Origin of the sequence: Nocardia yamanashiensis NBRC 100130 (genome assembly GCF_001613325.1) — a bacterium.
Lineage (GTDB): Bacteria > Actinomycetota > Actinomycetes > Mycobacteriales > Mycobacteriaceae > Nocardia > Nocardia yamanashiensis.
In genome coordinates this window covers 134,779-161,177 of sequence record NZ_BDCD01000023.1, presented here as the reverse complement: position 1 = coordinate 161,177, position 26,399 = coordinate 134,779, and the positions used below count along the sequence as shown (strand labels likewise).

25 protein-coding genes and 1 tRNA gene are annotated in these 26,399 nt (G+C 68.0%); 18 read left to right on the top strand and 8 right to left on the bottom strand.

Annotated features, from left to right (window positions below; genetic code table 11):
- Window positions 1-35 precede the first annotated feature (35 nt).
- From NY1_RS27530 to NY1_RS27495, 8 genes are all read left to right on the top strand, one after another.
- A complete protein-coding gene (locus tag NY1_RS27530; RefSeq protein ID WP_369690454.1) occupies window positions 36-872 on the top strand; it encodes a serine hydrolase in 837 nt (278 codons plus the stop codon).
- A 56-nt stretch (window positions 873-928) separates the two neighbouring features.
- On the top strand, window positions 929-2,305 hold the full coding sequence (locus tag NY1_RS27525) for an MFS transporter (RefSeq protein ID WP_067719421.1): 1,377 nt from the start codon (window positions 929-931) through the stop codon (window positions 2,303-2,305).
- Entirely contained in the window at window positions 2,295-2,714 is a 420-nt protein-coding gene (locus NY1_RS27520; protein ID WP_067719418.1) for a MarR family winged helix-turn-helix transcriptional regulator, read from the top strand. The genes NY1_RS27525 and NY1_RS27520 overlap by 11 nt, the downstream gene beginning before the upstream one ends.
- 56 nt (window positions 2,715-2,770) lie before the next feature.
- Window positions 2,771-3,529, top strand: coding sequence for an N-acetylmuramoyl-L-alanine amidase (locus NY1_RS27515; protein WP_233434507.1), 759 nt, complete (start codon window positions 2,771-2,773; stop codon window positions 3,527-3,529).
- A 211-nt stretch (window positions 3,530-3,740) separates the two neighbouring features.
- Window positions 3,741-5,603: an APC family permease gene (locus NY1_RS27510; protein ID WP_233434513.1), complete on the top strand. Its 1,863-nt coding sequence runs from the start codon at window positions 3,741-3,743 to the stop codon at window positions 5,601-5,603.
- 138 nt (window positions 5,604-5,741) lie between these two features.
- A complete protein-coding gene (locus tag NY1_RS27505; protein WP_067719413.1) occupies window positions 5,742-6,647 on the top strand; it encodes a metal-dependent hydrolase in 906 nt (301 codons plus the stop codon).
- Complete coding sequence (locus tag NY1_RS27500; RefSeq protein ID WP_067719411.1) at window positions 6,644-7,753, top strand: PDR/VanB family oxidoreductase; 1,110 nt, start codon at window positions 6,644-6,646, stop codon at window positions 7,751-7,753. Before NY1_RS27505 ends, NY1_RS27500 begins: the two co-directional genes overlap by 4 nt.
- Window positions 7,754-7,773: 20 nt before the next feature.
- Window positions 7,774-9,543 (top strand): SDR family oxidoreductase, encoded by a 1,770-nt coding sequence (locus NY1_RS27495; protein WP_067719625.1) that lies wholly within the window; start codon window positions 7,774-7,776, stop codon window positions 9,541-9,543.
- A 459-nt stretch (window positions 9,544-10,002) separates the two neighbouring features.
- Here the strand turns inward: NY1_RS27495 and NY1_RS27490 are convergent, their stop codons facing one another.
- From NY1_RS27490 to NY1_RS27480, 3 genes are all read right to left on the bottom strand, one after another.
- Entirely contained in the window at window positions 10,003-10,491 is a 489-nt protein-coding gene (locus tag NY1_RS27490; RefSeq protein ID WP_067719408.1) for a UCP032817 domain-containing protein, read from the bottom strand.
- A gap of 52 nt (window positions 10,492-10,543) precedes the next feature.
- Window positions 10,544-11,563 carry a TerC/Alx family metal homeostasis membrane protein gene (locus tag NY1_RS27485; RefSeq protein WP_067719405.1) on the bottom strand — a complete coding sequence of 340 codons (1,020 nt, stop codon included), beginning with the start codon at window positions 11,561-11,563 and terminating at the stop codon, window positions 10,544-10,546.
- A gap of 206 nt (window positions 11,564-11,769) precedes the next feature.
- Window positions 11,770-12,198 carry a nitroreductase family deazaflavin-dependent oxidoreductase gene (locus NY1_RS27480; RefSeq protein WP_067719402.1) on the bottom strand — a complete coding sequence of 143 codons (429 nt, stop codon included), beginning with the start codon at window positions 12,196-12,198 and terminating at the stop codon, window positions 11,770-11,772.
- Between the two features lie 112 nt (window positions 12,199-12,310).
- On the opposite strand from NY1_RS27480, the gene NY1_RS27475 reads away from it, so the two are divergent.
- A tRNA-Ile gene (locus tag NY1_RS27475) sits at window positions 12,311-12,387 on the top strand.
- Window positions 12,388-12,500: 113 nt separating this feature from the next.
- Window positions 12,501-13,148: a hypothetical protein gene (locus NY1_RS27470; RefSeq protein WP_067719401.1), complete on the top strand. Its 648-nt coding sequence runs from the start codon at window positions 12,501-12,503 to the stop codon at window positions 13,146-13,148.
- Window positions 13,149-13,193: 45 nt separating this feature from the next.
- Here the strand turns inward: NY1_RS27470 and NY1_RS27465 are convergent, their stop codons facing one another.
- Entirely contained in the window at window positions 13,194-13,739 is a 546-nt protein-coding gene (locus NY1_RS27465) for a carboxymuconolactone decarboxylase family protein (RefSeq protein WP_067719398.1), read from the bottom strand.
- A gap of 236 nt (window positions 13,740-13,975) precedes the next feature.
- Here NY1_RS27465 and NY1_RS27460 point away from each other — a divergent pair, with 236 nt between their 5' ends.
- The 5 genes from NY1_RS27460 to NY1_RS27440 all read left to right on the top strand — a co-directional run bounded on the left by NY1_RS27460 (window position 13,976) and on the right by NY1_RS27440 (window position 17,795).
- Window positions 13,976-14,209: a sigma factor-like helix-turn-helix DNA-binding protein gene (locus NY1_RS27460; RefSeq protein WP_067719395.1), complete on the top strand. Its 234-nt coding sequence runs from the start codon at window positions 13,976-13,978 to the stop codon at window positions 14,207-14,209.
- A 26-nt stretch (window positions 14,210-14,235) separates the two neighbouring features.
- Window positions 14,236-15,099 carry a TolB family protein gene (locus NY1_RS27455; protein ID WP_067719393.1) on the top strand — a complete coding sequence of 288 codons (864 nt, stop codon included), beginning with the start codon at window positions 14,236-14,238 and terminating at the stop codon, window positions 15,097-15,099.
- Window positions 15,100-15,447: 348 nt separating this feature from the next.
- Window positions 15,448-16,623: a family 1 glycosylhydrolase gene (locus NY1_RS27450; RefSeq protein ID WP_369690453.1), complete on the top strand. Its 1,176-nt coding sequence runs from the start codon at window positions 15,448-15,450 to the stop codon at window positions 16,621-16,623.
- A 171-nt stretch (window positions 16,624-16,794) separates the two neighbouring features.
- The gene (locus NY1_RS27445) at window positions 16,795-17,082 is read left to right on the top strand and encodes a hypothetical protein (RefSeq protein ID WP_067719387.1); all 288 of its coding nucleotides are present in this window, start codon (window positions 16,795-16,797) and stop codon (window positions 17,080-17,082) included.
- 164 nt (window positions 17,083-17,246) lie between these two features.
- Window positions 17,247-17,795 (top strand): DUF8020 domain-containing protein, encoded by a 549-nt coding sequence (locus tag NY1_RS27440; protein ID WP_067719624.1) that lies wholly within the window; start codon window positions 17,247-17,249, stop codon window positions 17,793-17,795.
- A gap of 69 nt (window positions 17,796-17,864) precedes the next feature.
- On the opposite strand, the gene cynS is transcribed toward NY1_RS27440, so the two are convergent.
- Complete coding sequence (cynS, locus tag NY1_RS27435) at window positions 17,865-18,335, bottom strand: cyanase (protein ID WP_067719385.1); 471 nt, start codon at window positions 18,333-18,335, stop codon at window positions 17,865-17,867.
- A gap of 20 nt (window positions 18,336-18,355) precedes the next feature.
- Window positions 18,356-18,943, bottom strand: a complete 588-nt coding sequence (locus NY1_RS27430; protein ID WP_067719382.1) for a carbonic anhydrase — start codon at window positions 18,941-18,943, stop codon at window positions 18,356-18,358.
- A gap of 118 nt (window positions 18,944-19,061) precedes the next feature.
- On the opposite strand from NY1_RS27430, the gene cynR reads away from it, so the two are divergent.
- Window positions 19,062-19,967, top strand: coding sequence for a transcriptional regulator CynR (gene cynR, locus NY1_RS27425; protein ID WP_218028438.1), 906 nt, complete (start codon window positions 19,062-19,064; stop codon window positions 19,965-19,967).
- A gap of 25 nt (window positions 19,968-19,992) precedes the next feature.
- Here cynR and NY1_RS27420 read toward each other — a convergent pair whose 3' ends face one another.
- Window positions 19,993-20,403, bottom strand: a complete 411-nt coding sequence (locus NY1_RS27420) for a PaaI family thioesterase (protein WP_067719377.1) — start codon at window positions 20,401-20,403, stop codon at window positions 19,993-19,995.
- A gap of 126 nt (window positions 20,404-20,529) precedes the next feature.
- On the opposite strand from NY1_RS27420, the gene NY1_RS27415 reads away from it, so the two are divergent.
- A complete protein-coding gene (locus tag NY1_RS27415) occupies window positions 20,530-23,724 on the top strand; it encodes an AfsR/SARP family transcriptional regulator (protein WP_218028434.1) in 3,195 nt (1,064 codons plus the stop codon).
- A 24-nt stretch (window positions 23,725-23,748) separates the two neighbouring features.
- Here the strand turns inward: NY1_RS27415 and NY1_RS27410 are convergent, their stop codons facing one another.
- A complete protein-coding gene (locus NY1_RS27410; RefSeq protein ID WP_067719371.1) occupies window positions 23,749-25,113 on the bottom strand; it encodes a serine hydrolase domain-containing protein in 1,365 nt (454 codons plus the stop codon).
- A gap of 192 nt (window positions 25,114-25,305) precedes the next feature.
- Between NY1_RS27410 and NY1_RS27405 the strand changes: the two genes are divergently transcribed.
- Complete coding sequence (locus NY1_RS27405) at window positions 25,306-26,337, top strand: alpha/beta hydrolase (protein ID WP_233434506.1); 1,032 nt, start codon at window positions 25,306-25,308, stop codon at window positions 26,335-26,337.
- The last annotated feature ends 62 nt before the right edge of the window (window positions 26,338-26,399 follow it).

The following is a 26,399-nucleotide window of genomic DNA, read 5'->3' as shown; positions in this document are numbered from 1 at the left end:
GCTGGAGCGCGCGGGGGCCTGGCGCGGAGGTAGCGATGGGCTGGCGGACGCGGGTGGCCGGAACGATCGTGGCCGGTGGCGTACTGTGCGGTGGATCGCCGGCGCCGGCGGAACCCGTTGCGCCGCCGCCGATTCCGTCCCTGCCGATCCCCGGGCTGCCCTTCCCGGCACCGCAGCGGGACATGCCGACGGTGGAAGTGCCGTCCCGCACCGCCATTTCGGTGCGCTCGATCCTGCCGGATCTGAAGTGGGGAACGCCGAACCAGCACGAGGTCCGGTCCGGGCTGTCGGTGGTCAAGCTGTACGTGGTGGATTACGCACTGCGACACGGCGACGGCGCGGCGCAGGATCGCGAGCTGGGGGAGCGCATGATCCGGTTCTCCGACGACGGCGCCGCCGACACCCTGGCCGCCAAATACCCGGCCGCCATCGACGCGGTGGCGAAAGAGTACGGACTCACCGAAACTCATGGATCCGGCGGCTGGGGCACGGCCTCGACCAGCACCGCCGATGTGGCCGATTTCCTGGCCGCCAAACTCCGGGACGATCCGGATTCGCCGATCCTCGGCTGGATGGCCGCCGCGAGCGACACCGCCGCCGACGGCACCAAACAGGACTGGGGCACCGCGCGGCTGCCGCGCGTCACCGGCACCAAATGGGGCTGGGCCGATCAGGGCATCCCCGAAGTCGCCTCGGCCTCCTTCGGTCCCGGCTTCACCGTCAGCGCCCACACCTACGGCACGGCCGCCGAACAGACCGACGATGTCACCTCGGTCGTGCCCCAGGTGCTGGGTGAATTCCTCGAATCCGCCTGGCCGTGGACCGAACTGGAACGCCTGCTCGCGCCGGAGTTGCGGCGGCAGCAGCGGTGACGGGCTGCACACCGCGAAGGGTTGCGGGGCAATAGTTGTGTGCTCACAATAGTTGTGTGCCCACAACTGTCGAAGGGTTGAGTGCGCGACGCAAGACGATCGTCCTGATCACCTGCTGTATGAGCCTGCTGATCTCGTCCATGGACGCCACCATCGTCAATGTCGCCATCCCCACCATCCAGTCCGATCTCGGTGCGCCGCTGTCGCGCCTGCAATGGATCGTCGACGTCTACACCCTCACCCTGGCGAGCCTGCTCATGCTCTCCGGCGCGCTCGCCGACCGCTTCGGCCGCCGCCGCGTCTTCCGCATCGGCCTGCTCACCTTCGCCGTCGGCTCGCTGCTGTGCAGCCTCGCGCCCAGCATCGAAATCCTGATCGGGGCGCGGTTCGTGCAGGCCATCGGCGGTTCCATGCTGAACCCGGTGGCCATGTCGATCATCACCACGGTGTTCACCGGCAGGGTGGAACGCGCTCGCGCCGTCGGCATCTGGGGTGCGGTGGTCGGCATCTCGACCGCGCTCGGCCCGCTGGTCGGCGGCGGGCTCATCGACGCCCTGGGCTGGCAGTCGGTGTTCTGGATCAACCTGCCCATCGTGGCCGTCGCCTTCGTCCTCACCACTTTGTATGTGCCGGAATCGAAGTCGGCCAACCCGCGCGGCATGGACCCGAACGGCCAGGTGCTGGCCATGCTCACCCTGTTCACGCTGGTGTTCGGTCTCATCGAGGGCAAGCCGCTGTTCTTCGCGGTCGCCGCCGTCGCACTGCTCGGCTTCGTGTGGCACGAGGCGCGGCACCGCTCGCCGTTCATCGATCTGCGCTTCTTCCGCAGCTTCCCCTTCGCCTCCGCCACCCTGATCGCGGTCGCCGCCTTCGCGGCGCTGGGCGCGTTCCTGTTCGACATGTCGCTGTATCTGCAAGGGATACGGCACTTCTCGGCCGTGCACACCGGACTGCTGTACCTGCCCATGGCGATCGGCATGCTGATCTTCTCGCCCCTCTCCGGGCGGCTGGTGGGCCGCTACGGCACCCGGCCCTCGCTGGTGGCGTCCGGGCTGCTCATGACCATCGCCGCGATCGGCCTGACCCGGCTGCGCCCGGACACTCCCGTCTGGCAGCTGATCGTCGTATTCGCCGTGTTCGGCATCGGATTCGGCATGGTCAACGCGCCCATCACCACCTCCGCCGTGAGCGGTATGCCCCTGGATCGCGCGGGCGCGGCGGCCGCGGTCGCCTCCACCAGCCGCCAGGTCGGCGTGAGTCTCGGCGTCGCCCTGTGCGGTGCGCTCTCCGGGGCTGGTTTGTGGTGGACCATCAGCGCGCTGACCGTCGCCGTGCTCGCGCTCGGAGTCGCCGCCAGCACCCCGTGGGCGTACCGTTCCCGAGACCGTGTCGCACCACTGCTCGAACAGAAAGTCCCCACCCATGCCGGCTGACACGCCCACCCCCGACGAGGTCTGGGACCTGCTCACCCATCTGGTGATGGACTCCCGCGACGGCTACAAACGGGCCGTGGTGGAGCGAACGGGTATGCCGTTCAGCCGGATTCGAGTGCTCAAGCGGCTGCTGCCCGGACCGCTCACGGTCAAGGAGCTCGCGCACGCCGCCGCCATGGACGCCCCCGCCACCACCGTCGTGGTCAACGATCTCGAGGAACGCGGGCTGGTGCTGCGCGAGATCGATCCGGCGAACCGGCGCAGCAAACTGGTCTCGCTCACCGAGGAGGGCCGCCGGGTCTACGCCGAGGCCCGCGCCACCCCCGACCCCGCGCCGCGCCCGCTCCTCGACCTCCCGGCCGCCGACCTGCGCACCCTACGTGACCTGCTGCGCAAGCTCGAACACTGACCGGACCCCACCGCGACGCTCGCCAGGGGGTTGCGGCGGGTCGTAGGGTAGGGCCCGTGCGACAGCGACGGTGGAAACTGATGGCGGCGGTCTGCGGTGCTCTGCTGATCGGGGGAAGTGCACAGGTCACGGCCGCGCCGGTGGCGAAATTCCCGGCGGCGCCGCTGTTTCCGATCGCGGGCCGGACCATCGTGCTCGATCCCGGGCACAACGGCGGCGGCGCGGCGCATCCGGAAGTGATCAACTCCCAGGTGTCCGACGGCCGCGGCGGCACCAAGGCCTGCAACACCACCGGCACCGCCGCGAACGACGGCTACACCGAACACGAGTTCAATTGGGATGTGGCGCAGCGGGTGCGGGATCTGCTCACCGCGCGCGGCTATCAGGTGATCATGTCGCGCGACTCCGGGGCCGGGCCGTGCGTGGACGAACGCGGCACCCTGGGCAATCGGACCGGGGCGGCGGCCGTGGTGTCCATCCACGCCGACGGCGCTCCCGCCGGCGCGCACGGCTTCCACGTCGCGCACTCCTCCCCGCCGCTGAACCAGGCGCAGGGCGAGCCGTCGCAGCGGCTGGCCACCGCGCTCCGGGACAGCCTGGTGCGCTCCGGATTCCAGACTTCCACCTATATCGGCTCCGACGGCCTGAACCCGCGCTCGGACCTGGCCGGACTGAACCATTCCGACCGGCCCACCGCGCTGGTGGAATGCGGCAACATGCGCGATCCGGGCGATATCGCGGTGCTCGAATCCGCCGACGGCCGTGCGCGTTTGGCCGAGGCCATCGCGGGGGCGGTCGCGGGGTACGTCGGCTAGCACGGCGGCCACCGAGACTCGCGGTCAGGGCTGAGTCTCCCGTCGGTGTGTCGTGAGTAGATTGACCACGACATCGCCGACATTTCGGGAGACCGTGCCAACGGGTTCCGGGGAGGAATTTGTGACCACGACCGAAGTCCGGTCACGTTCGCGCTTCGCGAACTGGCTGCTGGAAGACGCGGGCGAAGAACACTCGCAACTCCCGGGGCCGATGGCCAAGCGGGCGCCGAAGGAACGCCAGCATCCCTGGTGGAAGGTCATGTGCCTGACCGGCGTCGACTATTTCTCCACCCTCGGCTATCAGCCCGGCATCGCGGCCCTGGCCGCCGGCGTGCTGTCCCCGCTGGCCACCCTGGTGCTGGTGGCGCTCACCCTGCTCGGCGCGCTGCCGGTGTACCGGCGCGTGGCCAAGGAGAGCCCGCACGGCGGCGGCTCCATCGCCATGCTCGCCAAGTTCCTGCCCAGCTGGTGGGGCAAGATCCTGATCCTGGTGCTGCTCGGCTTCGCGGCCACCGACTTCACCATCACCATGACGCTGTCCGCGGCCGACGGCGCGGCGCACATCGTCGAGAACCCCTTGGTGCCGGACGCTTTCCACGGGCACAACCTGCTCATCACGCTGGTGCTGCTGGCCTTGCTGGCGGCGGTGTTCCTCAAAGGGTTCAGCGAGGCCATCGGCATCGCGGTGGTGCTGGTCGGGGTCTATCTGTCGCTGAATCTCGTTGTCGCGGTGACCGGAGTGATCCAGGTCTTCGAGCACGGCTCCAAGGTCACCGACTGGGGGCACGCGCTCACCGCGCAGCACGGCAGTCCCATCGCCATGATCGGCGTGGCGCTGCTGGTGTTCCCGAAACTCGCGCTGGGCCTGTCCGGTTTCGAGACCGGTGTCGCGGTCATGCCGCAGATCCAGGGCGCGCCCGGGGACACCGAGGAGTACCCGCGCGCCCGGATCATCGGCGCGCGCAAGCTGCTCACCACCGCGGCGCTCATCATGAGCGGCTTCCTCATCGTCTCCAGCTTCATCACCACCATCCTGATTCCCGAGGCGGCGTTCGAGCCCGGCGGCGAGGCCAACGGGCGGGCGCTGGCGTATCTGGCGCACGAGCATCTCGGCAATGCCTTCGGCACCGTGTACGACATCAGCACCATCGCGATCCTGTGGTTCGCGGGCGCGTCGGCCATGGCGGGGCTGCTGAATCTGGTGCCGCGCTACCTGCCCCGCTTCGGCATGGCCCCGGAATGGGCGCGCCAGATCCGGCCGCTGGTACTGGTTTTCGCGGCGGTGGCCTTCGGCATCACCTGGTATTTCGACGCCAGCGTCGACGCCCAGGGCGCGGCCTACGCGACCGGCGTGCTGGTGCTCATCACCTCGGCGGCCGTCGCGGTGACGCTGTCGGCGGCCCGGCAGCGGCAGCGCTCGCGGGTGTTCCTCTTCGGCTTGGTGTCGGCGATCTTCGTGTACACCACCATCGACAATGTCATCGAGAAGCCCGAGGGCGCGCAGCTCGCGCTGCTGTTCATTCTGGCCACCCTGGTGGTGTCCTTCGCCTCCCGCTTCCGCCGCGCCTTCGAATTGCGGGCGGTCACGGTCACTTTCGACGACCAGGCGGCCGCCCTGATCGACGATCTGGCCGCGCGCGGCGAGGTCCGCATCGTCACCCACGACATCGACGCGCGGCATCCGTCCGAGTACGCGGAGAAGGAAGCCGATCAGCGCCGGGAGAGCCATATCCCCGCGGACGAGCCCATCCTCTTCCTCGAGGTGACGGTCAAGGACCCCTCCGAGTTCAGCACCGAACTGTTCGTCACCGAGGTCCAGGTGGACGAGTACCGCATCCTGAGCGTGGAAGCGGCCGCGGTGCCCAATTGCATCGCCGCCATTCTGCTGGCCATCCGGGACCGCACCGGCGTGCCGCCGCACGTCTACTTCGAGTGGACCGAGGGCAACCCGCTGACGAACCTGCTCCGCTTCATGTTCTTCGGTGAGGGCGAGGTCGCGCCGGTCACCCGGGAGATCCTGCGGCGCGCCGTACCGCGGCGGTCGCAACGGCCGCACGTCCATGTGGACAGCTGACCCGATAGCACGGTCAGACCCGCAAATCTAGGTGTAACTCCTGGTTTCATGTACGGGTAGAATATTGCTACAGTCACGAAGTAATGCGTTGGCTGTGCGATGGCGCACAACCCTCGGACGACGAAACCAGGAGTATCGATGAAGCTACTTCCGAAGCTGGGCCGCCGCGTGGTGACCGAACCCGGTGAAGTGGCCCTGCAGGCGCGTAACGTGCGGTTCGACTGGTCCAAGACCGAACCGGTCTGGATGAAGGACGAGCCGATCGCCGCGCACGTGCTCAATTCGCTGAGCATGCTGCTGCCCGAAGGCGAGCGCATGTTCCTGGTGACTTTCGGCGAAGCCCTCGAACTGGTCAAGGACGAGAAGCTGCGCGAGGCCATGATCGGCTTCATCGGCCAGGAATCCATGCACGCCGAAAGCCACCACGGCGCACTGGAAGAGGTCCTGGTTGCCCACGGCATCGACGTGGAACCGTATGTGCGGCAGACCGAATACATCTTCCGCAAGACGCTGGGCCCGCGCGAATTCGCCACCGACGCCGCCCGCCAGCAGCACCTGGTCGAACGCCTGGGCTTCATCGCCACCCTGGAACATTTCTTCGCCTTCATGGGCGACTGGGTGCTCAATGCCGACCTGGAGCGGTTCGACACCGACCCGCAGATGCTGGACCTGTTCCGCTGGCACGGGGCCGAAGAGGTCGAGCATCGCATGGTCGCGCACGATGTCGCCGAATACTTCGAGGTCGGCTACGTGCGCCGGTGCGCGCTCATGCTGATCGTGTTCCCGATCTTCGTCGCGCTGCTGCTGCGCGGGACCAAATACCTGGCGCACCAGGACCCGAACCTGCCCAACCACCGCTACCCGATGCTGGTGCTGCGCATCTTCGCCGCCATGTGGCGCGGCGCGCTGCCCGGCATCCCGTCGCTGCTGTGGAGCGCGCTCACCGTGTTCAAGCCCGCCTACACCCCGGAACCGGTGGGTTCCAGCGCCCAGGCCATCGCGTACCTGGCGCAGTCCCCGGCCGCCCGAATGATGGCCTCGTGAGCGCAAACCGTCCGATTCCGGCAACGCCGCCGGAAGACCTGTACGGCAAGAACCGGCCGGACCGCACCACCCGGGTGCTGGACCGCATCGCCGAAACCCGTTTGCGCTGGACCACTCTGGTCAACCGGAAGGCGCCGGTCGGGCGGGTAGACGATCGGCGCACGCCGCTGGTCGTGGTGGAACGCCGGGTGGAAGCACACGACACCGATGTGATCAGCCTGCTGATGACCGCGCCCGACGGGCGCAAGCTGCCGGAATGGCGGCCCGGCGCGCACCTGGACCTGGAACTGCCCTCGGGCAAGGTGCGGCAGTACTCGCTGTGCGGGGATCCCGCCGACCGGCACGCGTATCGCGTTGCGGTGCGGCGCATTCCGGACGGCAACGGCGGTTCGCTCGAAGTGCACGACGAGCTGAGGATCGGCACGGCGCTGACCGTGCGCGGACCGCGCAATGCCTTCCCGTTCGTGCTGCCCGGGTACGGATCCTCCGCCGCGCGTATCCATTTCGTGGCGGGCGGCATCGGCATCACCCCGATCCTGCCTATGCTGCGGATGGCCGATCGGCTCGGCGTGGAATGGACCATGGTGTACGCCGGGCGATCCCGCGACACCATCCCGTTCCTGTCCGAGGTGGAGAGCTTCGGCGACCGCGTCACCGTGCGCACCGACGACGAGCACGGCATCCCCGACGCGGCCGCGCTGCTGCCCGGCGTCGGCCCCGACACCTCCGTGTACTGCTGCGGTCCGGTGGTGATGACCCAGGTCATCGCCGACGCCGTGCGCGACATGCCGGGCGTGGAAATGTATTCCGAGCGCTTCTCACCGCCGCCGGTGGTGAACGGCACCGCCTTCGCCGTGGAACTGGCCCGGGGCGGCGAGACCGTCGACGTCCCGGCCGACAAATCGGTGCTGGAGGAAGTGCTGAAAGTCCGTCCGGACAGCGCGTATTCGTGCCGGCAGGGCTTCTGCCGCACCTGCGTGGTGCGGGTGCTGGAAGGCTCCGTCGACCATCGTGACACCGTGCTCACCGCCGACGAGCGGGCCGCCGGCGACATGCTCATCTGTGTATCCCGTTGCGACGGGGACCGTCTGGTGCTGGACCTCTAGCACCCGTCTCCCAGGAGAAGATCGTGACCGATCAATCGACCATCATCCCGGCGTCCGAGCGCCGCGTGCGCAGCGGCGAATTCGACCTCGCCGTCTACGAATACGGCGAGCCGTCGGCGGAAACCATTGTGCTGGTGCACGGTTGGCCGGACGACAACCACCTGTGGGATCGGGTGGTGCCGTTGCTGGCCGACCGCTTCCACGTGGTCACCTACGACACTCGCGGGCACGGGCGCTCCACCCGCACCGCGCGCACCGAGGACTACCGGCTCGAGCATTTCGCGGCCGACTTCTTCGCCGTCGCCGACGCGGTGAGCCCCGGCAAGCCGGTGCACATCCTGGCGCACGACTGGGGTTCGGTGGAGATGTGGGAGGCCGTGTGCGAACCGCAGGCCGCCGACCGCGTCGCCTCCTTCACTTCGGTGTCCGGGCCGAACCTGGATCACCTGGGCGCGTGGGCGCGCGGGGATCTGGCCAAGGGCAAGCTCTGGGGGCCGTTCACCCAGCTGCTGTCCTCGGCCTACACCGGGCTGTTCATGACGCCGGGCCTGCCGCGCGTGGTGCTCAAGCCGCTCGCCACCGAGAAGATGTGGTCTCGGTTCGTCGGTCTGATGAACGAGACCTCCCCGGCGAACATCAAATTCGGGCCGGAGTTCCGGCGCGACTTCTTCGACGGCATGCGCATCTACCGCGCGAACATCCTGCCGCGCATGGCCGGGCCGCGCGAGCGCCGCACCGAGGTGCCGGTGCAGCTGATCATCGCGCGCCGGGATGTGGCGGTGCGGCCGGCCGGGTACCGCGACACCCAGGAGTACGCCCCCAACCTGTACCGGCGTGAGGTCGGCGGCGGGCACTGGCTGCCGTTCTCGCATCCGGAACTGCTGGCCACCTCCACCATCGAGCTCATCGACTCGCTGCGCACGGGCGAGACCTCGCGCACGCTGCTGCGCGCCGAGGTCGGGCGGGAGCAGCGGACCTTCGAGAACCAGCTGCTGGTCATCACCGGCGGCGGCAGCGGCATCGGGCGCGAGACCGCGCTGGCCTTCGCGCGCCAGGGCGCCGAGGTGGTGCTGTCGGACATCAACCTGGACTCGGCCAAGGAGACCGCGGAACTCATTGCGCGCGAAGGCGGCACGGCGCACGCCTACCAGCTGGACGTGTCCGCCGAGGCGGCGGTGAACGAACACGCCGCCACGGTGATCGCCGCGCACGGTGTTCCGGACATTCTCATCAACAATGCGGGCGTGGGCGCGGCGGGCGATTTCTTCGACACGCCCGCAGCGGAATTCGATCGCGTGCTCAATATCAATCTGCACGGCGTGATCAATGGCTGCCGTGCTTTCGGAAAGGCAATGGCCGAACGCGGACTGGGCGGCAATATCGTCAACCTGTCCTCCATGGCCGCCTATACGCCGCAGCGCGGATTCGCCGCCTACTCCACCTCCAAGTCGGCGGTGTTCATGTTCTCCGACTGCCTGCGCGCCGAACTGGCCGCCCAGGGCATCGGCGTGCACACCATCTGCCCCGGCATCGTGCACACCAATATCGTTGCCACCACCCGTTTCTCGGGTGTTTCCGCCGATGAGGAAGCCGCCAAGCAGCAGAAGTTCGACAAGCTGTACGCCGCGCGACGCTACGGTCCGGAGAAGGTGGCGGCGCAGATCGTCAAGGCCGTCGAACAGGGACGCGATGTGGTGCCGGTGACGCCGGAAGCCTGGCTGCAATACCGATTCAACCGTTTCGCGCCGGCCGTGGCGCGGTTCTTCGCGGCGCGGGTGAAACTCACATAAATTGACGCGTACCCATCGGTCATATCCCTGAATCCTCACCGGCATACCCGAATTCAAGGGGCTGTCGGGAGCGAATCGAGCGCCGTAGCTTTTTGGCTATCGCATCGAAAGTTTCGATGGTGGTGTGGAGGACGCCGCCATCGGAACTCGCTCGGGGAGGAGAAAATCGATGGCTGTTTCGATCATTATCGGGGTGCTGATCATCGCGGGCATCATCGGCTGGATCGTCTGGCTGGACCGGCGGGACCGGCGGCGGTGGAACCGGCGCTGGGGGATCGGCGGGGCGTCGACCGGGGGCGGCGGAGGCGGCGACGGGTGCGGCGGGGGGAGTGGTTGCGGTGGGGGCGGTGGCCACGGCGGTCACGGTCACGGCTGCGGTGGCGGCAGTGGCTGCGGCGGTGGGGGTTGCGGTGGCGGGGGCGGTGGAGGCGGCGGTTGCGGTGGGGGCAGCTGAAACCGCTACTGCTCGCGCAGTGCCGCTTCGATGAGCTCGACCCGATCCGCGGGAATGCCCCACGGATCGGGCACGCCCACCAGGGAATCCAGTTCCCACAGCACGCACCGTTCGCCCGGCCGCATCACCAGCGACCAGGCGACCACGGTGCGGCCCAGCTGATCGGCCATGGAATCGCCTGCGCCGCGGAGGGTTTCACCCGCCGGGAAATGGTGCAGGAATTTGCCGTACGTGGCCTCGCAGAAGCGCTGATAGCGCAGCGTGCACAGGATCAGCCCGTGCCAGGCCTCGTCCACCGCGTACGACGGCATACCGATCACCCGATCGTCCCGCATGGCCGCGCCGCAGCAGCGCAACCATTGCCGCAGACCGGTTTCCACCAGTTCCCGGGGCTGCCAGGGGCAGGTCTTGAAGACCGCCTCGGGCAGCTCCAGCGCATCCACCACGCGGTTCATCTCGTCGATACCCGGACGCCGGAAGTATTGCAGCAGCATGATTCACGGTAGATCGGCCGCGGCACGGCGTGCATGGCCTCGATTTCGGGGGCTAGGTGGCGGCCGACTCGGTCTCGTCCGGCTGCTGCTGCCCGCGGGTGGCGCGCAGGCTGGTCAGCGTCACCGTCGCCAGCACCACCACGATCACCACCAGCGAGGCCGCGGTCGGAATGGTCGGCACCCCGCTCCACACGCCGTGCGCCCAGTGCAGCACCAGCTTCACGCCGATGAAGGCCAGGATGACCGCCAGCCCGTAGGCCAGGTGCACCAGCCGCGACAGCGCCGCGTGCAGCACGAAGTACAGCGCCCGCAGGCCCAGCAGCGCGAACGCGTTGGTGGCGAACACCAGGAACGGGTCACCGGTCACGCCGTACACCGCCGGCACCGAGTCCACCGCGAACACCACATCGGTGGCCATCACCGCGGCCACCACCAGCGCCAGCGGCGTCAGCGCACGCTTGCCCGCTTCCCGCACCACCATCTTGGTGCCGCGGTAGTCATCGGTGACCGGAAAGAAGCGGCGCAGCACCCGCACCGAGCGCATGGACGAGATATCGACTTCCTGCTCGTGCCCGCCCGCCGCATCGGCCAGCAGTTTCACCGCGGTGACCAGCAGGATCAAGCCGAACAGCAGGAACGCCCAGTCCAGGGTGGCCAGTGCGGCCGCACCCAGCGCGATGAAGATGCCGCGCAGCACCAGCGCGCCCGCGATGCCGAACAGCAGCACCCGCTGGGCCAGCACCGCCGGCACCGCGAACGCCGACAGCAGCAGCATGAACACGAACAGGTTGTCCACCGACAGCGACTTCTCGAGCAGATAGCCGGTGAAGTACTCCATGGCGGGCGTGCCGCCGTTGTTGATCCACAGGAACACGCCGAACGCGATGGGCAGGGCGATGTAGAAAGCCGTCCACCCCAACGCTTCTCGCATCGACACCGCATGCGGTTTGCGGGTGAGCGCGAAATCCAGCACCAGCAGCGCCAGCACCACGATGATCGTGCCCGCCCACAACCAGGGCGTACCTACCGACTGAATGGAAGAAGAAGCAAGAACCGACACGGTAGAACTCATAAGACCTCCTCGGACATGGAAAACCAGCCGAGGTCTCCTTCACCCATGTCTTCGAGTCAGACACCGTTCTTATGGGCGACCATCCGGGGACCGCGGCGGCGCGATCCGTACTGACCGGAGTGGTTCTTGGGAAGTACTCCCCTCTGCCCGCGAGGATAGCCGACCCTTATATCGCCTGTCCAACTCGCCGCGCCGCCCCACCCCTCCTACCTGGGGCTGAGCACCACCACCGCGATCGGCCGCGTCGTCTTCTTCTGATACTCCGAATACCGCCCCTGATTCACCTTGTCCACCAGCCCCCACCGCCGCGCGTATTCCGGATCGTCCGGATACGTCGCGGTAGCCGTCACCGGAATCCGCTTCGTCCCCACCTGAATCTCCACCTGCCCGTCGGCCTTCACGTTCGCCAGCCACCCCGGCGGCCGCGGCGACCCGCCATTGGACGCGGTAACCAGGAAGTCCTTCCCGTCCCGCGCATAAGTCAGCGCATTCGTCCGCCGCTGCCCCGTCTTCCGCCCGACCGTCCGCAGCAACAATGTCGGATTCCCGAACAACAGCCGATGCCCCACCACCCCGCCACTGTTCTCGTACAGCCACTGATGCGCCCGAAGCACATTCACGAACACGCCCGCCATAGTTCCTCCTTCGGCCACCCCCTACGACACCGTAGGCTTCGCCCGCGCCCGAGTAGGTACCAGGCCGCCGAATTCGGTACCATCGCGAGGCCCGCGGAGATCTCCGCGGTCCGGGGCGGTAGCTCAGTCGGTTAGAGCCGTGGACTCATAATCCATTGGTCGCGGGTTCGAGCCCCGCCCGCCCCACCACACCCGTTGCCTCCGTTGCCGATTCGAGCCGGAGCGGGTGAAACGATCGTACGTAATATCGGTGGTGATTCCTGCCGGAGCAGTGACGGCGGACTGTGGAGAAAAGGATTGCGATGACCACCGAGACCACCGGAGACAATCGTGCGGCGGAGACCCCGCAGGCGCCGATGACGAGGGCCGATCAGTTGCGTGCGGTGGGGACGCTGATCAAATCGGGTGGCTTGAAGCCGCTGGCGATCTACGTGTACGGCGAGCGCAAGAAGGCCGCCAAGAATTCCATGTACAAGTACCTGGGCAAGGGGGTCGTGGCGGGGACGGCCGCGGTGCACCGCGCGCTGGTGCCCGCGGTGCCCGCACCCGGCGCGGGGCCGCTGCGTGAGCGGCTGATCGAGTTGCTCGACCGCCAGGCCGAGGTCATCTATGCCGCACCGGTGCGCAAAGTGGCGCTGACCTGGCTCGCTGGCGGCACCCCGGTCGATCTGAGCGCGCAGTTGAGCAAGGCCGATATGTTCCGGCTGGCGTTGAACTACCACTACCGCCAGCCGTTCGAGGAATTGTTCGCGACCGAGGAGGGCCGGGCGGTGCTCGGTGCGGACAATGTGGCCGCGGTGGTCGCGCGATTGGTCGGGCCGATCGCCTACGGCCGGTTGGTGGGAGCCGCGCGCACCACCCACGACGATCACGTTCGGATCGTGGACGAGTTCCTGGCCGCGCGCCGCCGGCCGGAGACCGAGGCGGCCGGCGACGCCCCGGAGTCCTGACCGAGCGGATATCTCGTGTGCGCCGCACGCGGCACTGCACCCGGGTCAGTGTTCGTGGTGGCGCACCACCGGCCAGTCGATATCGGTGTCGACGGCCTTGTTCAGGTAGTTGGTGAACACGTTCAGCGCGACATTGGCGATGACCTCGGTGATCTCACCGTCGGTCAGGCCCGCCTCCCGCGCGGACTTGATATCGGCTTCCTCGACGCCACCGCGCGTGCGCACCACCGCCGTCGCGAACGTCAGCACCGCGGCTGCCTTCGGGTCGGCGGATGCGCCGTGGCGGCTGGCCTCGATCTCGCCGGCGTCGAGCTTGGCGATATTCGCGCCGATGTAGGAGTGCGCGGAAAGGCAATAGTCACAACCGTTTTCCTCGGCGACCAGCAGCGCGATCCGCTCCCGGACCGCCGCCGTGAGCGCACCGCCTGCGAGCGCGCCGGAGAAGCCCAGGTAGGCCTCGAGCACGGCCGGGCTGTTGACCATGGCCTTGGTCATGTTCGGGGTGACGCCGAGCGCCTTCTGTACGCCGGCCAGCAGGTCGGCGGCCTTGCCGCTAGCGGTGTCGGGCTGGATCAAGGGCAGACGGGACATGACGGATCCTCTTCTCGTGGAGCGTGTTCCGCGATCGATCCTTCTAACCGATCATCAACACTTAGAAGGTTAGGCGACCGTCCGGCATTCCCAGATCGCAAAGATTTTTTCGGGCGGGGGAGCGGCGGCGGTCTATCGATTCCCTAACCAACGGCTATCCGTTGATGAACAGACGCCTCCGAAGGTGGAAAGGGACCGCTTTCGAGGAAGTTCTCAGCTGATAGTTCAGGAGTGTCATGCCGAACCAGTCGATCGGCCGCCCATCGCCCGCGCTGTCCGACGGGTGTGCGAAGGACATCCGCGAGGCTTTGAGCCCTGTCCATCACACGGTGCTGTATGTCCGAATCGGGTTGGGCTGGACGGTGGAACGGACCGCCGACGCCATGGGAATAGCCCCGGAAGCTGTACGTCTCATGCAGCACCGCGCCCTGACCAGGCTTCGTGAGCGGCTGCATCCGGTCGATCGGTAGTCGGGGCACTCGAATACCCTTGGGCGATGAGAAGATCGGGCGTCCTGGGCTTTGTCGTCGCAGTTCTCCTCGCCGGGCTGATCACCGGTTGCGATAAACCATCCGAGCGAGCGTCGTGGCCGGAGAAGATCGCGTTCGCCGACGACTGGCAGTCGATCTTCGTCATGAACCCCGACGGCAGCGGGGGGACCCGCATCGCGGAAGGGAACTATCCGAGCTTCGCGCCCGACGGCTCACGAATCGTGGTCGCCGGGCGATCGATCGCGACCATGGATCCTGACGGCGGCGATGTCGTGACGCTCGATGACAAGGGCGGATATCAGCCCACGTTCTCCCCGGACGGCAAGCGCATCGCCTTCGTGCGAGGCGGCGTGATCTATCTGATGAACGCCGACGGCAGCGAGCAACACCCGCTGACCACCCCCGACGCCGGGATCGGCCCTGACCTGATGTCCTCGACGAGTCCGGCCTTCTCCCCGGACGGCTCCCGCCTGTTGTTCACCAGAGCTTCCACGGTCTGGGTGATGGCGGCCGACGGCACCGGCGCCACCCGCCTGCTGACCGACCCGTTCTACAACGCCGACCCCGTCTTCACCCCCGACGGCACCCGAATCGTGTTCAGCAGCAACCGCGGTGGCAAGAACCAGTCCGAGATCTACACCGCCCGGGCCGACGGCACCGACGTCCGACCGCTCACCACCGAATCCTCCGGCGGCCCCACCTTCTCCCCGGACGGCAACAAGATCCTCTACACCCGCGTCATCCGGGAACCCGAATCCGGCGGCGCCCAACTCTGGCTCATGAACCCCGACGGCAGCGACCAGCACCGCCTCACCGACCCGAAACAGGTTGCCCAATCGGCCACCTGGGGCGGCGGCGCCCGCGCGTAGACCGTTGTCCGGCGGCCGGAGTCTAATCCGAATGATGCACGTTTTGGACGTGTGACCAGTATGGTCGGGGGTGTTGCGCGTCGAGTCGGGGATGCGCTCTCGGTAGGAGGAAATGCCGGAATGAGACGTAGACGGCTGCTCTGTTCGGTTCTGTCGGCCGTCGCGATTGCGGTGGCTGGCTCGGTGGTGGCGCAAGCCGCGCCGAGTGGCAGCGGGGCGGGGTCCAGCGGTAGCGGATCGGGTAGTGCCGGTTCGAGCAGTGGCAGTGGGACCGGCTCGTTCTCCGGTAGTGCCGGTGCGCCCGGCACCGTCCAGTCGCTCGGGGCCGGGTTCATGTGGGGCGTTTCCATGGCAGGCTTTCAATCGGAAGGCCATGCGCCGGACAGCAATTGGAGCCGGTACGCCAACTCCGGCCAGGCGCACGATCCGTACGGGGAATCGGTGGACTTCTACAGCCGCTATGCCGAGGACATCGATTTGGCGGCCGGTCTCGGGGTGAAGGTGTACCGGCTCAGCATCGAATGGGCCCGGGTGCAGCCGCGCGCGGATACGTGGGACGAGAACGACTTCCGGTTCTACGACGCGGTGGTCCAGAAGATCCGGGCGGCGGGCATGCGGCCCATGCTGACCCTCGATCACTGGGTGTTCCCGGGCTGGGAGCTGGATCGCGGCGGGTGGAAGAGCAAGAACATGGTGTCGGATTGGCTGGCCAATATGCGGCGGGTGGTCGACCGGTACGCCCCGTACGATCCGCTGTGGGTGACCATCAACGAGCCGATGGGCTATGTCGCGCAATCGATCAAGATCGGTGACATCGGTGTGCTCGATGCCCTGACCATGTTCGATCGCCTGGTCGAGGCGCACACCGCCATCTACGACTACATCCACGCCCGTCAGCCCGGCGCGCAGGTGACCAGCAATGTCGCGCAGTACCCGATCATCCAGGGCCTCACCGACATGCTGTTCGCGGACCGGGTGCACGGCAAGCTCGACTACGTCGGCCTCGACTTCTATTACGGTGCGTCCCTGACGAATCTGCCGACCACCGCGCTGGTGGGCGACGAGCTGTGGAAGAACGCCATCGAACCCGAGGGCATGTACTACTACCTGCGCACCTACGCCGAGAAGTTCCCCGGCCTGCCGCTGTACGTGGTGGAGAACGGCATGCCCACCGACTCCGGCCTGCCGCGCAGCGACGGCTACGACCGCGGGGATCACCTGCGCGACACCGTCTATTGGATCCAGCGCGCCAAGGCCGACGGCATGAACGTGATCGGCTACAACTACTGGAGCCTCACCGACAACTACGAATGGGGCAGCTACGCACCACGTTTCGGCCTCTACACCGTCGACGTGCAGACCGACCCCACCCTGACCCGCCGCCCCACCACCGCGGTCCCGGCCTTCCGCGCCATCACCGCCGCGAACGGCGTCCCCGCCGACTACCGCCCCACCCGCGACCCCGCCCTCTGCTCGATCATCACCCCGCTCTCGAGCTGCCTGCGCCCGGTCTCCGTGCCGTAACTCCGAGATCGAATCCGACTGTCCGAGCTGATCTTTCCGCACGCTGCCGTCCGCGCGCCGACCCGCGTGTCCCCGGAAGTATCCGGCAACCCACCGAACTCCGGCGCCCGGCGGTGCATCCTCTGCGCCATCGGCGCAGGGCACGTCGAAGAGTCGCGGAAAGGCATCAGCATGGCAATCGCAGTCATTCTCGAATTCCGGGGAGCAACCCTCGAGCAGTACGACTCGATCCTGGAAATACTCGGTCTCACACCGGAGGGCCCGGGCGCGCCGGGCGGGCTGTTCCACTGGGTCACCGAAACCGACGAGGGCATACGCGTCACGGATGTCTGGACGGCCCAGGAGGTCTTCGAACAATTCGCCGCCGAGCAGATCGGCCCCGCATCCGCCAAGGTCGGGCTGCCCAGCCCACCCGAGATCACTTTCCATCCGGTGCACAACTACCTGACCGCGGGCTGACGGTCGGCCGGGTCCGTGCGCGGCGCGGACCCGGGGCCGGAAGAATCGGCCCGGACAGCCAATTCGGCATGGACAGCAACTACCGCGCAAGCGCATCATGATCTTAGATCCGGTGCCGTTCGTCGGGGGAACGTCAAAGGAAACCCGAACGGATGGAAACGATCATGTTTGTCAAAAGATTGGTGGCGACGGCAGTGTTCGCCATCGCGGCCACCGGAATAACCATGGCGACGGCGCACGGCGAGGGGAGCCTCGCGGATGTCGATATCGGGGCGACGGCCGGGACGGTGGGATACACCACGACCCTGGCGGCCGACCATACGTATGCGGTCGTGAATCTCGATTCGGGGCGGTTCGCGCTGACCTCGGACGGGGTGCAGATGATCGCCGACGACGGGGCGGTGGTGGGGGTCATACCGACCACATTGCGGGTCGAGACGGGTCAAAGTCTCGCTGTCGCACCGACTCTCAACAGTGAGACGCAATTGACGCTGACGCCGGTCGGCGGGCCGACACCCGCTGCCGCGGCTACCAGCACGCAGGATCTGCCGTTCATTCACAGTGTCGATGCCAATGGCGGGGCGATCCTCGCCGGCGCGGTGGTCGGCTGCCTGGTCGGGATCGTGATCGGGATCTGGTTCTTCCTGGTCGGCGCGATCGTCGGCTGCGCCATCGGGGCGGCCATCGGCGGATTCATCGGGGCGGTGGCCTAGCTGCCGCGCCCGGGACGGGTTCGGCCGCCATGTCGTTCTCCGGCCGAACCCGCTCGCGCGCAGTGGATTTCAGAAGGGCTTCGTCGGCAGGTACTTGCCGTCGAGGGTGATCACGGCGCGTTCGCCGCCCTCCGGATCGGCGACCTTGCGGACATCGAGCTTGAAATTGATGGCGCTGATGATGCCGTCGCCGAACTCCTCGTGCACCAGCGCTTTGAGGGTGGTGCCGTAGACCTGGAGCATTTCGTAGAAGCGGTAGATGGTGGGATCGGTGGGGATGCCGCCCGGGATGGAGCCGCGCGTCGGAATGGTCTGCAGCAGCAGCGCCGCATCGTCGTCGAGGCCGAGCAACTCGGCCACCGCGAGGGCCGACCGTTCGGGGAGCGCGTGCTGGCCGAGCACCGCGGCGGTCACGAAGGCGACCGAGAGCCCGGCGGCCTCGGCGATCTCCCGCCAGGTCAGATCCTTGCGGATCTTGGCGAGCACCGCGGTCTCGGCGAGGGCCTGGCGGGCGGTGGGGTCGAACTGGGCGTGCACCATGGGTGTTCCTTTCGGGAAGGTCAGCCGGCGAGCTGAACGATTGCGGGGGCGGCGAGCTCCTCGACGCGGCCGGAGCCGATATCGAAAACCCAGCCGTGCAGGGAAAGATCGCCCGCGGCGCGGCGGCGCGCCACGGCGGGATGGGTGGCCAGATGGGCCAGCTGTGTCCGTACATTGTGCCGGATCAGTTGCGCCACATCGCCGTTCGCGGCGGCGGTGCGGGCGGCATCGGCGTGCCGCAGCCAGCTCGCGACCAGCGGCGCGGCGGTCAGATCGCGGCCCTCGGCCAGAGCCGTCATGGCGCCGCACTGCGAATGCCCGCACACCACGATCCGGGCGACGCCGAGCACCGCCACCGCGTATTCGATGCTGGCCGCCACGCCATCGGCATCGGGGCGGTAGGCGGGAACCAGATTGCCGGCGGTGCGGATGACGAACAATTCGCCCGGTTCGCTGCTGGTGATCAGCTCCGGCACCACGCGGGCATCCGAGCAGCCGATGAACAGCGTGCCCGGGGTGTGGGCGGTGGTCAGCCGGGCGAACAGCTCCGATTTCTCCGGGAAGACCGAGTGCTGGAAATGCGCGATGCCGTCGAAAAGGTCATGCATGGCTTTCCTTCGGGAAGTCGTTCTCTTTGACGTCTTCCACCCTGCCGGAGCTGGAGCTATAGAGTCCAATACGTAGTTTTGATACTTATGATTGTCCTCATCTATAGTTGCCGGTGTGCTGCCGGAAATCCGTCACCTGCGCTATTTCGTCGCCGTGGCCGACCACGGCAATTTCACCCGCGCCTCGGAGCGCCTGCACATTTCGCAGCCCACGCTCTCGCAGCAGATCCGGCAGCTGGAACGCACGGTCGGTGTCCAGCTCCTCGACCGCGGGGGCCGCACGGTCCGGCTCACCGACGCCGGTCGCGCCTACCTCGAACCCGCCCGTCGCGTGTTGCGCGAACTGGAAGCGGGGGAGCGCGCGGTGCACGACGTCACCGACCTGTCGCGCGGGCAGTTGCGCTGGGGCGTCACGCCGACCCTCACCACCTATCTGGTGGGCGCGCTGACCGCCGAGCTCTACGACCGGCATCCGGGCATCGAGGCGACGGTGCGGGAGATGAGCCAGAATCACATCGAATCGGCCTTGCTGGCAGACGAATTGGATATCGGCATCGCCTTCGCGGCCCAGCATCCGCCCGGTCTGACCGCTCTGCCGCTGTTCTCGGAAACCTTGAGCCTGGTGGTCGGCGAGCCGGGGCGGGACGGACCGGACCCGGTGCGGCCGATGCCGGTGGCGGCGCTGGAACGATTGCCCTTGGCCCTGCTGACCGGGGACTTCGCCACCCGCGTCCATATCGACGCGTATTTCGCCCGGGAAGCGGTGACCCCGCGAATCGTCGTGCAGGCCAATTCGATTCAAGCCCTGACCGAGATCGTGCGGCGGACCGCGCTGGCCACCGTGCTGCCGGATGCCATCACCCGCACCCGATGCGATCTGGAACCCATCGCCCTGGATCCGCCGCTGCCGCCGCGCTCGATCGTGCTGCTGGTGCGCGAGAACGGTTATCGCAGTGCCGCGGCCCGGGCGTTCATCGAACTGGCCGGAGAGGTAGCGGCACGGCTGGATCCGAACCGCGACTGACAAGCTCTGCCGGAGACCTCTACGCCTAGAGCACCGCCTGCGTCTGCGTCACCTTCGCCACCAGTTTGCCCGCGTCATCGCGAATCTCGGTCTCCACCACGATGAAACTCCGGCCCGCGTGCAGCGGCTGCGCCGTCGCGGTGGCATGGCCCGAACGCAACGCGCGCACGAAATTGGTCTTGGATTCCACGGTGGTGGTGCCGTGCTTCCCCTCCGGCAGGTTCAGATAGGCGCACACCGCGGCGGTGGCATCGGCCAGCGACATGAGCGCCCCGCCGTGCATCGAACCGCCCAGCGTGCACCGGGATTCGTCCCACGCCAACCGGCTGCGCACCAGGTCGGGACCGCATTCCAGGACCTCCACCCCCAGCCCCTCGGTGAACGGCATGGTGGCGAACAGTTGCGCCCCGGTGGGCGTCGCGGCGATCTCGGTCATGAAATCGACTCTGCCCGAACCTTGGCCGCCGGTCGATTACCTCCCGGGTAATGCGCGGCCCACACCACCGCCCCGCCCCCGCGTGTCTGGCAGACTCGCCGGGTGCGGGTAGAGGTGCTTGGGCCAGTGCGTGTGTGGACCGATGAAGGTGTCCCGGTGGAGATCGGCGGCGTCCGGGCGCGCATGTTGCTGGCCCGCCTCGCCCTCGAACGCGGCCCGGTTCCGGTCCCCGCTCTGATCGACGGCCTCTGGGGCGAAGACGCGCCCGCCGATGCCGCCGGCGCACTCCAAGCCCTGGTATCGCGCCTCCGAAAAGCCCTGCGCGGCACCGGAACCATTGAGTTCGGTCCAGGGGGTTACTCCCTCTCCGCCGCCCAGGTCGACGTCGCGCGGTTCGAAGAACTGGCCGCCGCGGGCCGCCGTGGCCTGCTCGCCGAGGCGGATGCGCGGCGGGCGGGTGTGGCGGCGCGGCTGTTGCGGGAAGCGCTGGGGTTGTGGCGGGGCGAGGCATTGCAGGATGTGCGGGATGCGCCGTTCTGCGAGGCGGTGGCGGCGCGGCTGGAGGAGTTGCGAGCCGGGGCGGTGGAAGATCGGTTCGAGGCCGAGCTGCTGTGTGGGCGGCATGCCGAGGTGGTTGCCGATCTGGAGGCGGCGGCGCTGGCGCATCCTTTGCGGGAACGGCTGGCGGCGTTGCGGATACGTGCGCTGGGGGCGGCGGGGCGGCAGTCGGATGCGCTGGCGGCGTACGAGGAGACGCGGGCTCGTTTGGACGATGAGCTGGGTATCGATCCGTCGGCGGAGCTGCGGGAAACCCAGTTGGCGTTGCTGCGGGGTGAGCTGGAAACCCGGACGGCGCGAACCGAATCCGTGGGCAGTCGCCTGCCGACGCCGCTGACCAGTTTCGTCGGACGCGATGCCGAGCTGGAGGCGGTGCGGCAGCGTTTGGCGGATTCGCGGCTGGTCACCATTGTCGGGCCGGGTGGGGCGGGCAAGACCCGGCTGGCGGTCGAGGCGATGAGCCGGTTCGCCGACGGGCCGGTGTTCTTCGTGCCGCTGGCCGAGATCGGCGCGCCGGATCAGCTCGCCGACGCGGTCGCCGGGGCGCTCGATGCCCGCAGCGCCGAACCCCGTGCCGAACGGGCCGCACGATTGGCCGACATGCTGGATGTCGGTGCGGCGGTGCTGGTGCTGGACAACTGCGAGCACCTTATCGAAGCGGCCGCCGACCTCGCGGATCACCTCCTGGAGCGGTTGCCGCACCTGCGGATTCTCGCGACCACCCGGGAACCGCTGGCCATCACCGGAGAAGCCCTCTGTCACCTCGGCCCGCTCCCGTTGCCGAGCGAAGCGGCGGAACTCGATGCCGCACAGGCGGCTCCGGCCGTGCGTCTCTTCCTCGACCGCGCCACCGCCGTCCGTCCGGACTTCACCCTCGGCAATCGCACCCTCGGCCCCGTCACCGAAATCTGCCGCCGCCTGGACGGTATCCCTTTGGCGCTGGAACTGGCCGCCGCCAAACTCCGCGCCATGCCGATCGACCAGATCGCCCGCCGCCTCGACGACCGTTTCCGCCTGCTCACCTCCGGCAGTCGCGCCGCCCTCCCGCGTCAGCGCACCCTGCATGCCCTGGTCGAATGGAGCTGGGATCTCCTCGAAACCCCGGAAAGGGTGCTCGCCCGCCGGATGTCGGCCTTCCCCGGCGGGGCCACCCTCGAAGCCCTGGAAGCGATCTGCGCCGACCAGGAACGTGATCCGCACACCCGGCGGGCGTCCGCTGCGGGGATACCGGTCGGGGACGTCGCCTACGTTCTCGGGGCACTGGTGGAGAAGTCGCTGGTGGAGGTGTCCGGCGCGGATGAGCCGCGATACCGGATGCTGGAGACCATTCGCGCCTACGCGGCCGGGCAGCGGGAAGCCGCGGGGGAGTCGGTGGCGGCGGAGTTCGGGGCGTATTACCTGGCATTGGCCGAACGGAACGAACCGTTGCTCCGGACGGGCGCGCAGCTCGACGCCATCGCGCTGTTCGATGCCGAACACGCGAACATGGTTGCGGCGCTGCGGGATGCGATGGCCGTGCGGGATGTGGAGTCGAGTGTTCGGTTCGTGCGGGCGTTGTTCTGGTACTGGGGCATCCGGGGGATGAGTACACAGTTCGAGGCGGCGCTCACCGCAGTGCTGGGATTCGGCGACGCACTGGCCGAGGATGTGCGTGCCGCGCTCGACGTGGTGCGATCGCTGTCCGGCGCGTCGGCGGGGGCGGCCGATACGACCCTGGCATTGATCGAAGCCTGCACGAGGACAGGAGGTTTGGAGTTCCATCCGGCGCTGCCGCTGTGGACCGCCATGCTCGCCGCGGGCGTCGGTGATGCCGCGCTCGCCGAACGGCAGCTGGATCGCGCCCTCGACTGGCCGGATCCGTGGGTGCGGGCGAGCACCCAGATGGTGCGCGATATCGCGTGCACCGGCGCGGGCGATCCGGAATCCGGGGCGCAAGCGCGGCGGGCGGCCTTGCGTGAATTCGAAATGACCGGTGACCGTTGGGGTTTGGCCATGGCCCTGCTCGCGCTCGGCCGGGAGTTCACGGTTCTCGGCGATCACGGCCGGGCGATCGGCGCCTTCGAACGGGCGGTCGCGGTGGCGGCCGAGCTGGGTACCGAGGACGATATCTACGCCACCCGAACCGAACTCGTCACCGCGCGGCTGCGGGCGGGCGACTTCACCGGTGCGGCAAGCGATATCGAGGCCGCTCGCAGGCTGGCCGCGGAGCGGGGCTTCAACCGGTTGGCGACGGTATTGCTGTTCTCGGAAGCCGAATTGTGCCGTCGCACCGGCGATCCCGAACAGGCCGATCGCGTGCTCGATGCCCTGGAAGCGCGAATCGGCGTGCTCCCGTTCCCCGAGCCCATGTCCGTCCAGCGCATCGCGGCTGCCCGGTTGGCCAATCGCCTGACCGTGGGCGACGCACCCGCTGCCCGCACCCTGCTGCCGGTGGTCGTGCCGGGAGCCTTCGAATACGGGGATTCCGCGACGATCGCCCAAACACTCGCCCGGACCGCCGAACAGCTGGCCGAACTGCTACTGCTGGAGGACGATCCGGCCGGCGCGGCCACCGCGCTCGGGCTCGGCGAAGTCATTCGCGGCCTGCCCGACCGGGGCGAACCCGGGCTGGTCACCCTGCGCGACGAGCTGACCGCGCGCCTCGGAGCGCCCGGCTTCGACGCCGCCTACCGCGAAGGCAGCGGACTCGCCCGCGCCGTCGCGCTCGTCCAGCTGGCCCGCGAAGCCCAGCCCCCGCTCGTCGCGGACCGGCGAGCGGGGTAGGCGGATTCCCTTGCGGGACCGGGTTCATCGAGTGCGGGTGAAGAGGCGACCGGCAAGATCCACACCGGTGACTACACCGGCGGCATCGCGGCTGAAGAACCCGCGCTGGCCCTTGAACGACCCCTTGGTGACCACATACTCGTCACCGTCCCCGGGCAGGAGCGCGAACTCGAACGCCGGATGGTCCTGCGGCAGATCGACTTCGGAAGCGGCACGGATCTCCGGCCGGATCTTGCAGTCCATGGACAGCGCCGAACCATCGCCGGTGATGTGCATGGTCATCGAATCGATCTCGTAGAGCCCGACCAGCTCGGCTGCCGCCGTCGCGTCATACGCCACCGGCTCCGGATCGGCGTCGATCACGCCCAAGTACCGTTCCAACGCCCACCGCACGATGGTCTGATTGGCGCGCACACTGTCCGGGCTGGCATTGGACAGCACGATGATCGCGAAATCGTGCTCGGGCACCAGCAGCAGCTCACCGAACTGCCCGTACCCCGACCCGCCGTGCCCGAAGGTCCGCACCCCGTCGATCTCGCGCAGGAACCAGCACAGGCCGAGGGCATCGCCGAGCAGGCTGGCGCGCAGTTCCACGGTGGGTTCCCGCATGGCCAGCAATTGCGCGGCGGGCAGCACGGTTTCGCCCGCGGCATTGCGGCCGTCGCCGAGTTGGAAACGCGCCCAGCGCAATTGGTCCGCCACGGTGGACGCCAGCCCGCCGCCGGGATTGTTGGCGCGGGTGCCCTTCCAGATCCGCGCCACCGACAGCTCGCCGTCCGGGCCGCGTTCGTGCCCGACCGCGAATCGCCGGGTCATGATGTCGTCGCGGGAGTAGCAGCTCTCGGTCATGCCGACCGGCCGCAACACCAGCTCGGCAATGGCCTGTTCGAAGGTCTGCCCGGTCACCTTCTCGATCACCCGGCCGAGCAGGTTGTACCCGGCCTGACTGTAGGAGGACCGCGCTCCCGGCTCCGCGATGAGCGGCAGTTCGGACAGCGAATCCACGAAGGCGGCCAGGCCGTCGTCACCCTCGCCGGTGTCGTTGATGATGCTCCAATCCAGTCCGGCGGTGTGGTTGAGCAGCTGCAATACCGTGATCTCCCGCCCGTCGCGCAGCGCCAGCTCCGGAACGTAACGGCGCACCGGCGCGTCCAGTTCGACCCGGCCGTCGGCGACCAGGCGCATGAGCGCGGTCGCGGTCACCGGCTTGCTGATCGATCCGAGCGCGAACACGGTGTGCTCGTCAACCGGCAGCGGATGCGCGACGCTGGTGACGCCGTACGCGGCGAATGCCTCGCGGCCGCCGTGCAGGATGCCGACGGCGATGCCGGGGATGCCGAACTCGGCGGCGGTGGTCTCGATCAGGGCGGTCAGTTCGTTGTTCGTCATGGCTGTGACGGTGCCGGGACGCGCCGACAGACCACCGACAGTGCGCTGACAGTCCCGGGGAATGCGCTGACAAGGGTCAAGCACGCTCTCTCAGTGCAGGCTCAGCTTCGGGCCAGCAAACGCTCAGAGCGATTGGGCAGGGTGAACCGTTGACTATTGCTGAATGATTCAAACTGCCTAAGGAGATCCGGCGTGCGTTCGAAGAAGATCTGGGGCAGCGCGGTGCTGGCGCTTACCGCTACCGTCCTGCTACCGATCGCGGCCGGTACCGCGTCGGCCGCGCCCGCGCTGAATTCGGCGGGTACCTCGGCTGACGGTTCCTACCTGCAGTCCACCAAGACGATCGACGATCGCACCCTGAAGCTGTATGTCTTCTCGGCCGCCATGAACAAGAACATCGAGATCGATGTGCAGCGCGCCGCCGACACCTCGCGGCCCACCCCGATCCTGTATCTGCTCAATGGCGCGGGCGGCGGCACCGATTCGGCCACCTGGCAGAAGCAGACCGACGCGCTGAAGTTCCTGTCCGACAAGAACGTCAATGTGGTGCAGCCGGTGGGCGGGGCGTGGAGCTACTACACCGATTGGCGCGCCGAGGATCCCACGCTCGGCGTGAACAAATGGAAGACCTTCCTCACCGAGGAACTGCCGCCGCTCATGGACAAGGCGCTGAACAGCAACGGGCTCAATGCCATTGCCGGTTTGTCGATGGCGGGCACCTCGGTGCTGCAGCTGCCGATCGCCGCGCCCGGACTGTACAAGTCGGTGGCGGCCTACAGCGGCTGCGCGCAGATCAGCGATCCGGTCGGCTACAACTTCGTGCGCACCGTGGTCGCGGCCGGCGGCGGCGACGTCGACAATATGTACGGCCCCGAAGGCGATCCCATGTGGGCCGAGAACGATCCCTACGTGCACGCCGACCAGCTGCGCGGCCTGAACCTGTTCATCTCCAGCGGTTCCGGCCTGCCGGGCCAGTGGGACACCCTCAACGGCCCGCACACCCTGCCCGGCGCGCCCGGCCTGGCCAACCAGATGGTGGTCGGCGGCGGCCTGGAAGCCGCCACCAACTACTGCACCCACAACCTCGCCGCCAAACTCGGCCAGCTCGGCATCCCCGCCACCTTCGACTTCGAACCCACCGGCACCCACTCCTGGGGCTACTGGGAAGACGACCTGAAGAAGTCCTGGCCGGTCCTGGCGGCCGGCCTGGGCCTACCCGCCTGATCCAGGCGGGTACGGAACGGCCCGGGCCGGCGGGGTTGCCGACCCGGGCCGTCACTCCTGAG

Bases quoted from the DNA above. Each gene is read 5' to 3' on its own strand.
- NY1_RS27530 (WP_369690454.1), top strand. From the start codon at position 36: ATGGGCTGGCGGACGCGGGTGGCCGGAACGATCGTGGCCGGTGGCGTA.
- NY1_RS27520 (WP_067719418.1), top strand. From the start codon at position 2,295: ATGCCGGCTGACACGCCCACCCCCGACGAGGTCTGGGACCTGCTCACC.
- NY1_RS27510 (WP_233434513.1), top strand. From the start codon at position 3,741: ATGGCCAAGCGGGCGCCGAAGGAACGCCAGCATCCCTGGTGGAAGGTC.
- NY1_RS27505 (WP_067719413.1), top strand. From the start codon at position 5,742: ATGAAGCTACTTCCGAAGCTGGGCCGCCGCGTGGTGACCGAACCCGGT.
- NY1_RS27490 (WP_067719408.1), bottom strand. From the start codon at position 10,491: ATGCTGCTGCAATACTTCCGGCGTCCGGGTATCGACGAGATGAACCGC.
- NY1_RS27485 (WP_067719405.1), bottom strand. From the start codon at position 11,563: ATGAGTTCTACCGTGTCGGTTCTTGCTTCTTCTTCCATTCAGTCGGTA.
- NY1_RS27480 (WP_067719402.1), bottom strand. From the start codon at position 12,198: ATGGCGGGCGTGTTCGTGAATGTGCTTCGGGCGCATCAGTGGCTGTAC.
- NY1_RS27470 (WP_067719401.1), top strand. From the start codon at position 12,501: ATGACCACCGAGACCACCGGAGACAATCGTGCGGCGGAGACCCCGCAG.
- NY1_RS27465 (WP_067719398.1), bottom strand. From the start codon at position 13,739: ATGTCCCGTCTGCCCTTGATCCAGCCCGACACCGCTAGCGGCAAGGCC.
- NY1_RS27460 (WP_067719395.1), top strand. From the start codon at position 13,976: ATGCCGAACCAGTCGATCGGCCGCCCATCGCCCGCGCTGTCCGACGGG.
- NY1_RS27455 (WP_067719393.1), top strand. From the start codon at position 14,236: ATGAGAAGATCGGGCGTCCTGGGCTTTGTCGTCGCAGTTCTCCTCGCC.
- NY1_RS27450 (WP_369690453.1), top strand. From the start codon at position 15,448: ATGGCAGGCTTTCAATCGGAAGGCCATGCGCCGGACAGCAATTGGAGC.
- NY1_RS27445 (WP_067719387.1), top strand. From the start codon at position 16,795: ATGGCAATCGCAGTCATTCTCGAATTCCGGGGAGCAACCCTCGAGCAG.
- NY1_RS27440 (WP_067719624.1), top strand. From the start codon at position 17,247: ATGTTTGTCAAAAGATTGGTGGCGACGGCAGTGTTCGCCATCGCGGCC.
- cynS (WP_067719385.1), bottom strand. From the start codon at position 18,335: ATGGTGCACGCCCAGTTCGACCCCACCGCCCGCCAGGCCCTCGCCGAG.
- NY1_RS27430 (WP_067719382.1), bottom strand. From the start codon at position 18,943: ATGCATGACCTTTTCGACGGCATCGCGCATTTCCAGCACTCGGTCTTC.
- NY1_RS27420 (WP_067719377.1), bottom strand. From the start codon at position 20,403: ATGACCGAGATCGCCGCGACGCCCACCGGGGCGCAACTGTTCGCCACC.
- NY1_RS27410 (WP_067719371.1), bottom strand. From the start codon at position 25,113: ATGACGAACAACGAACTGACCGCCCTGATCGAGACCACCGCCGCCGAG.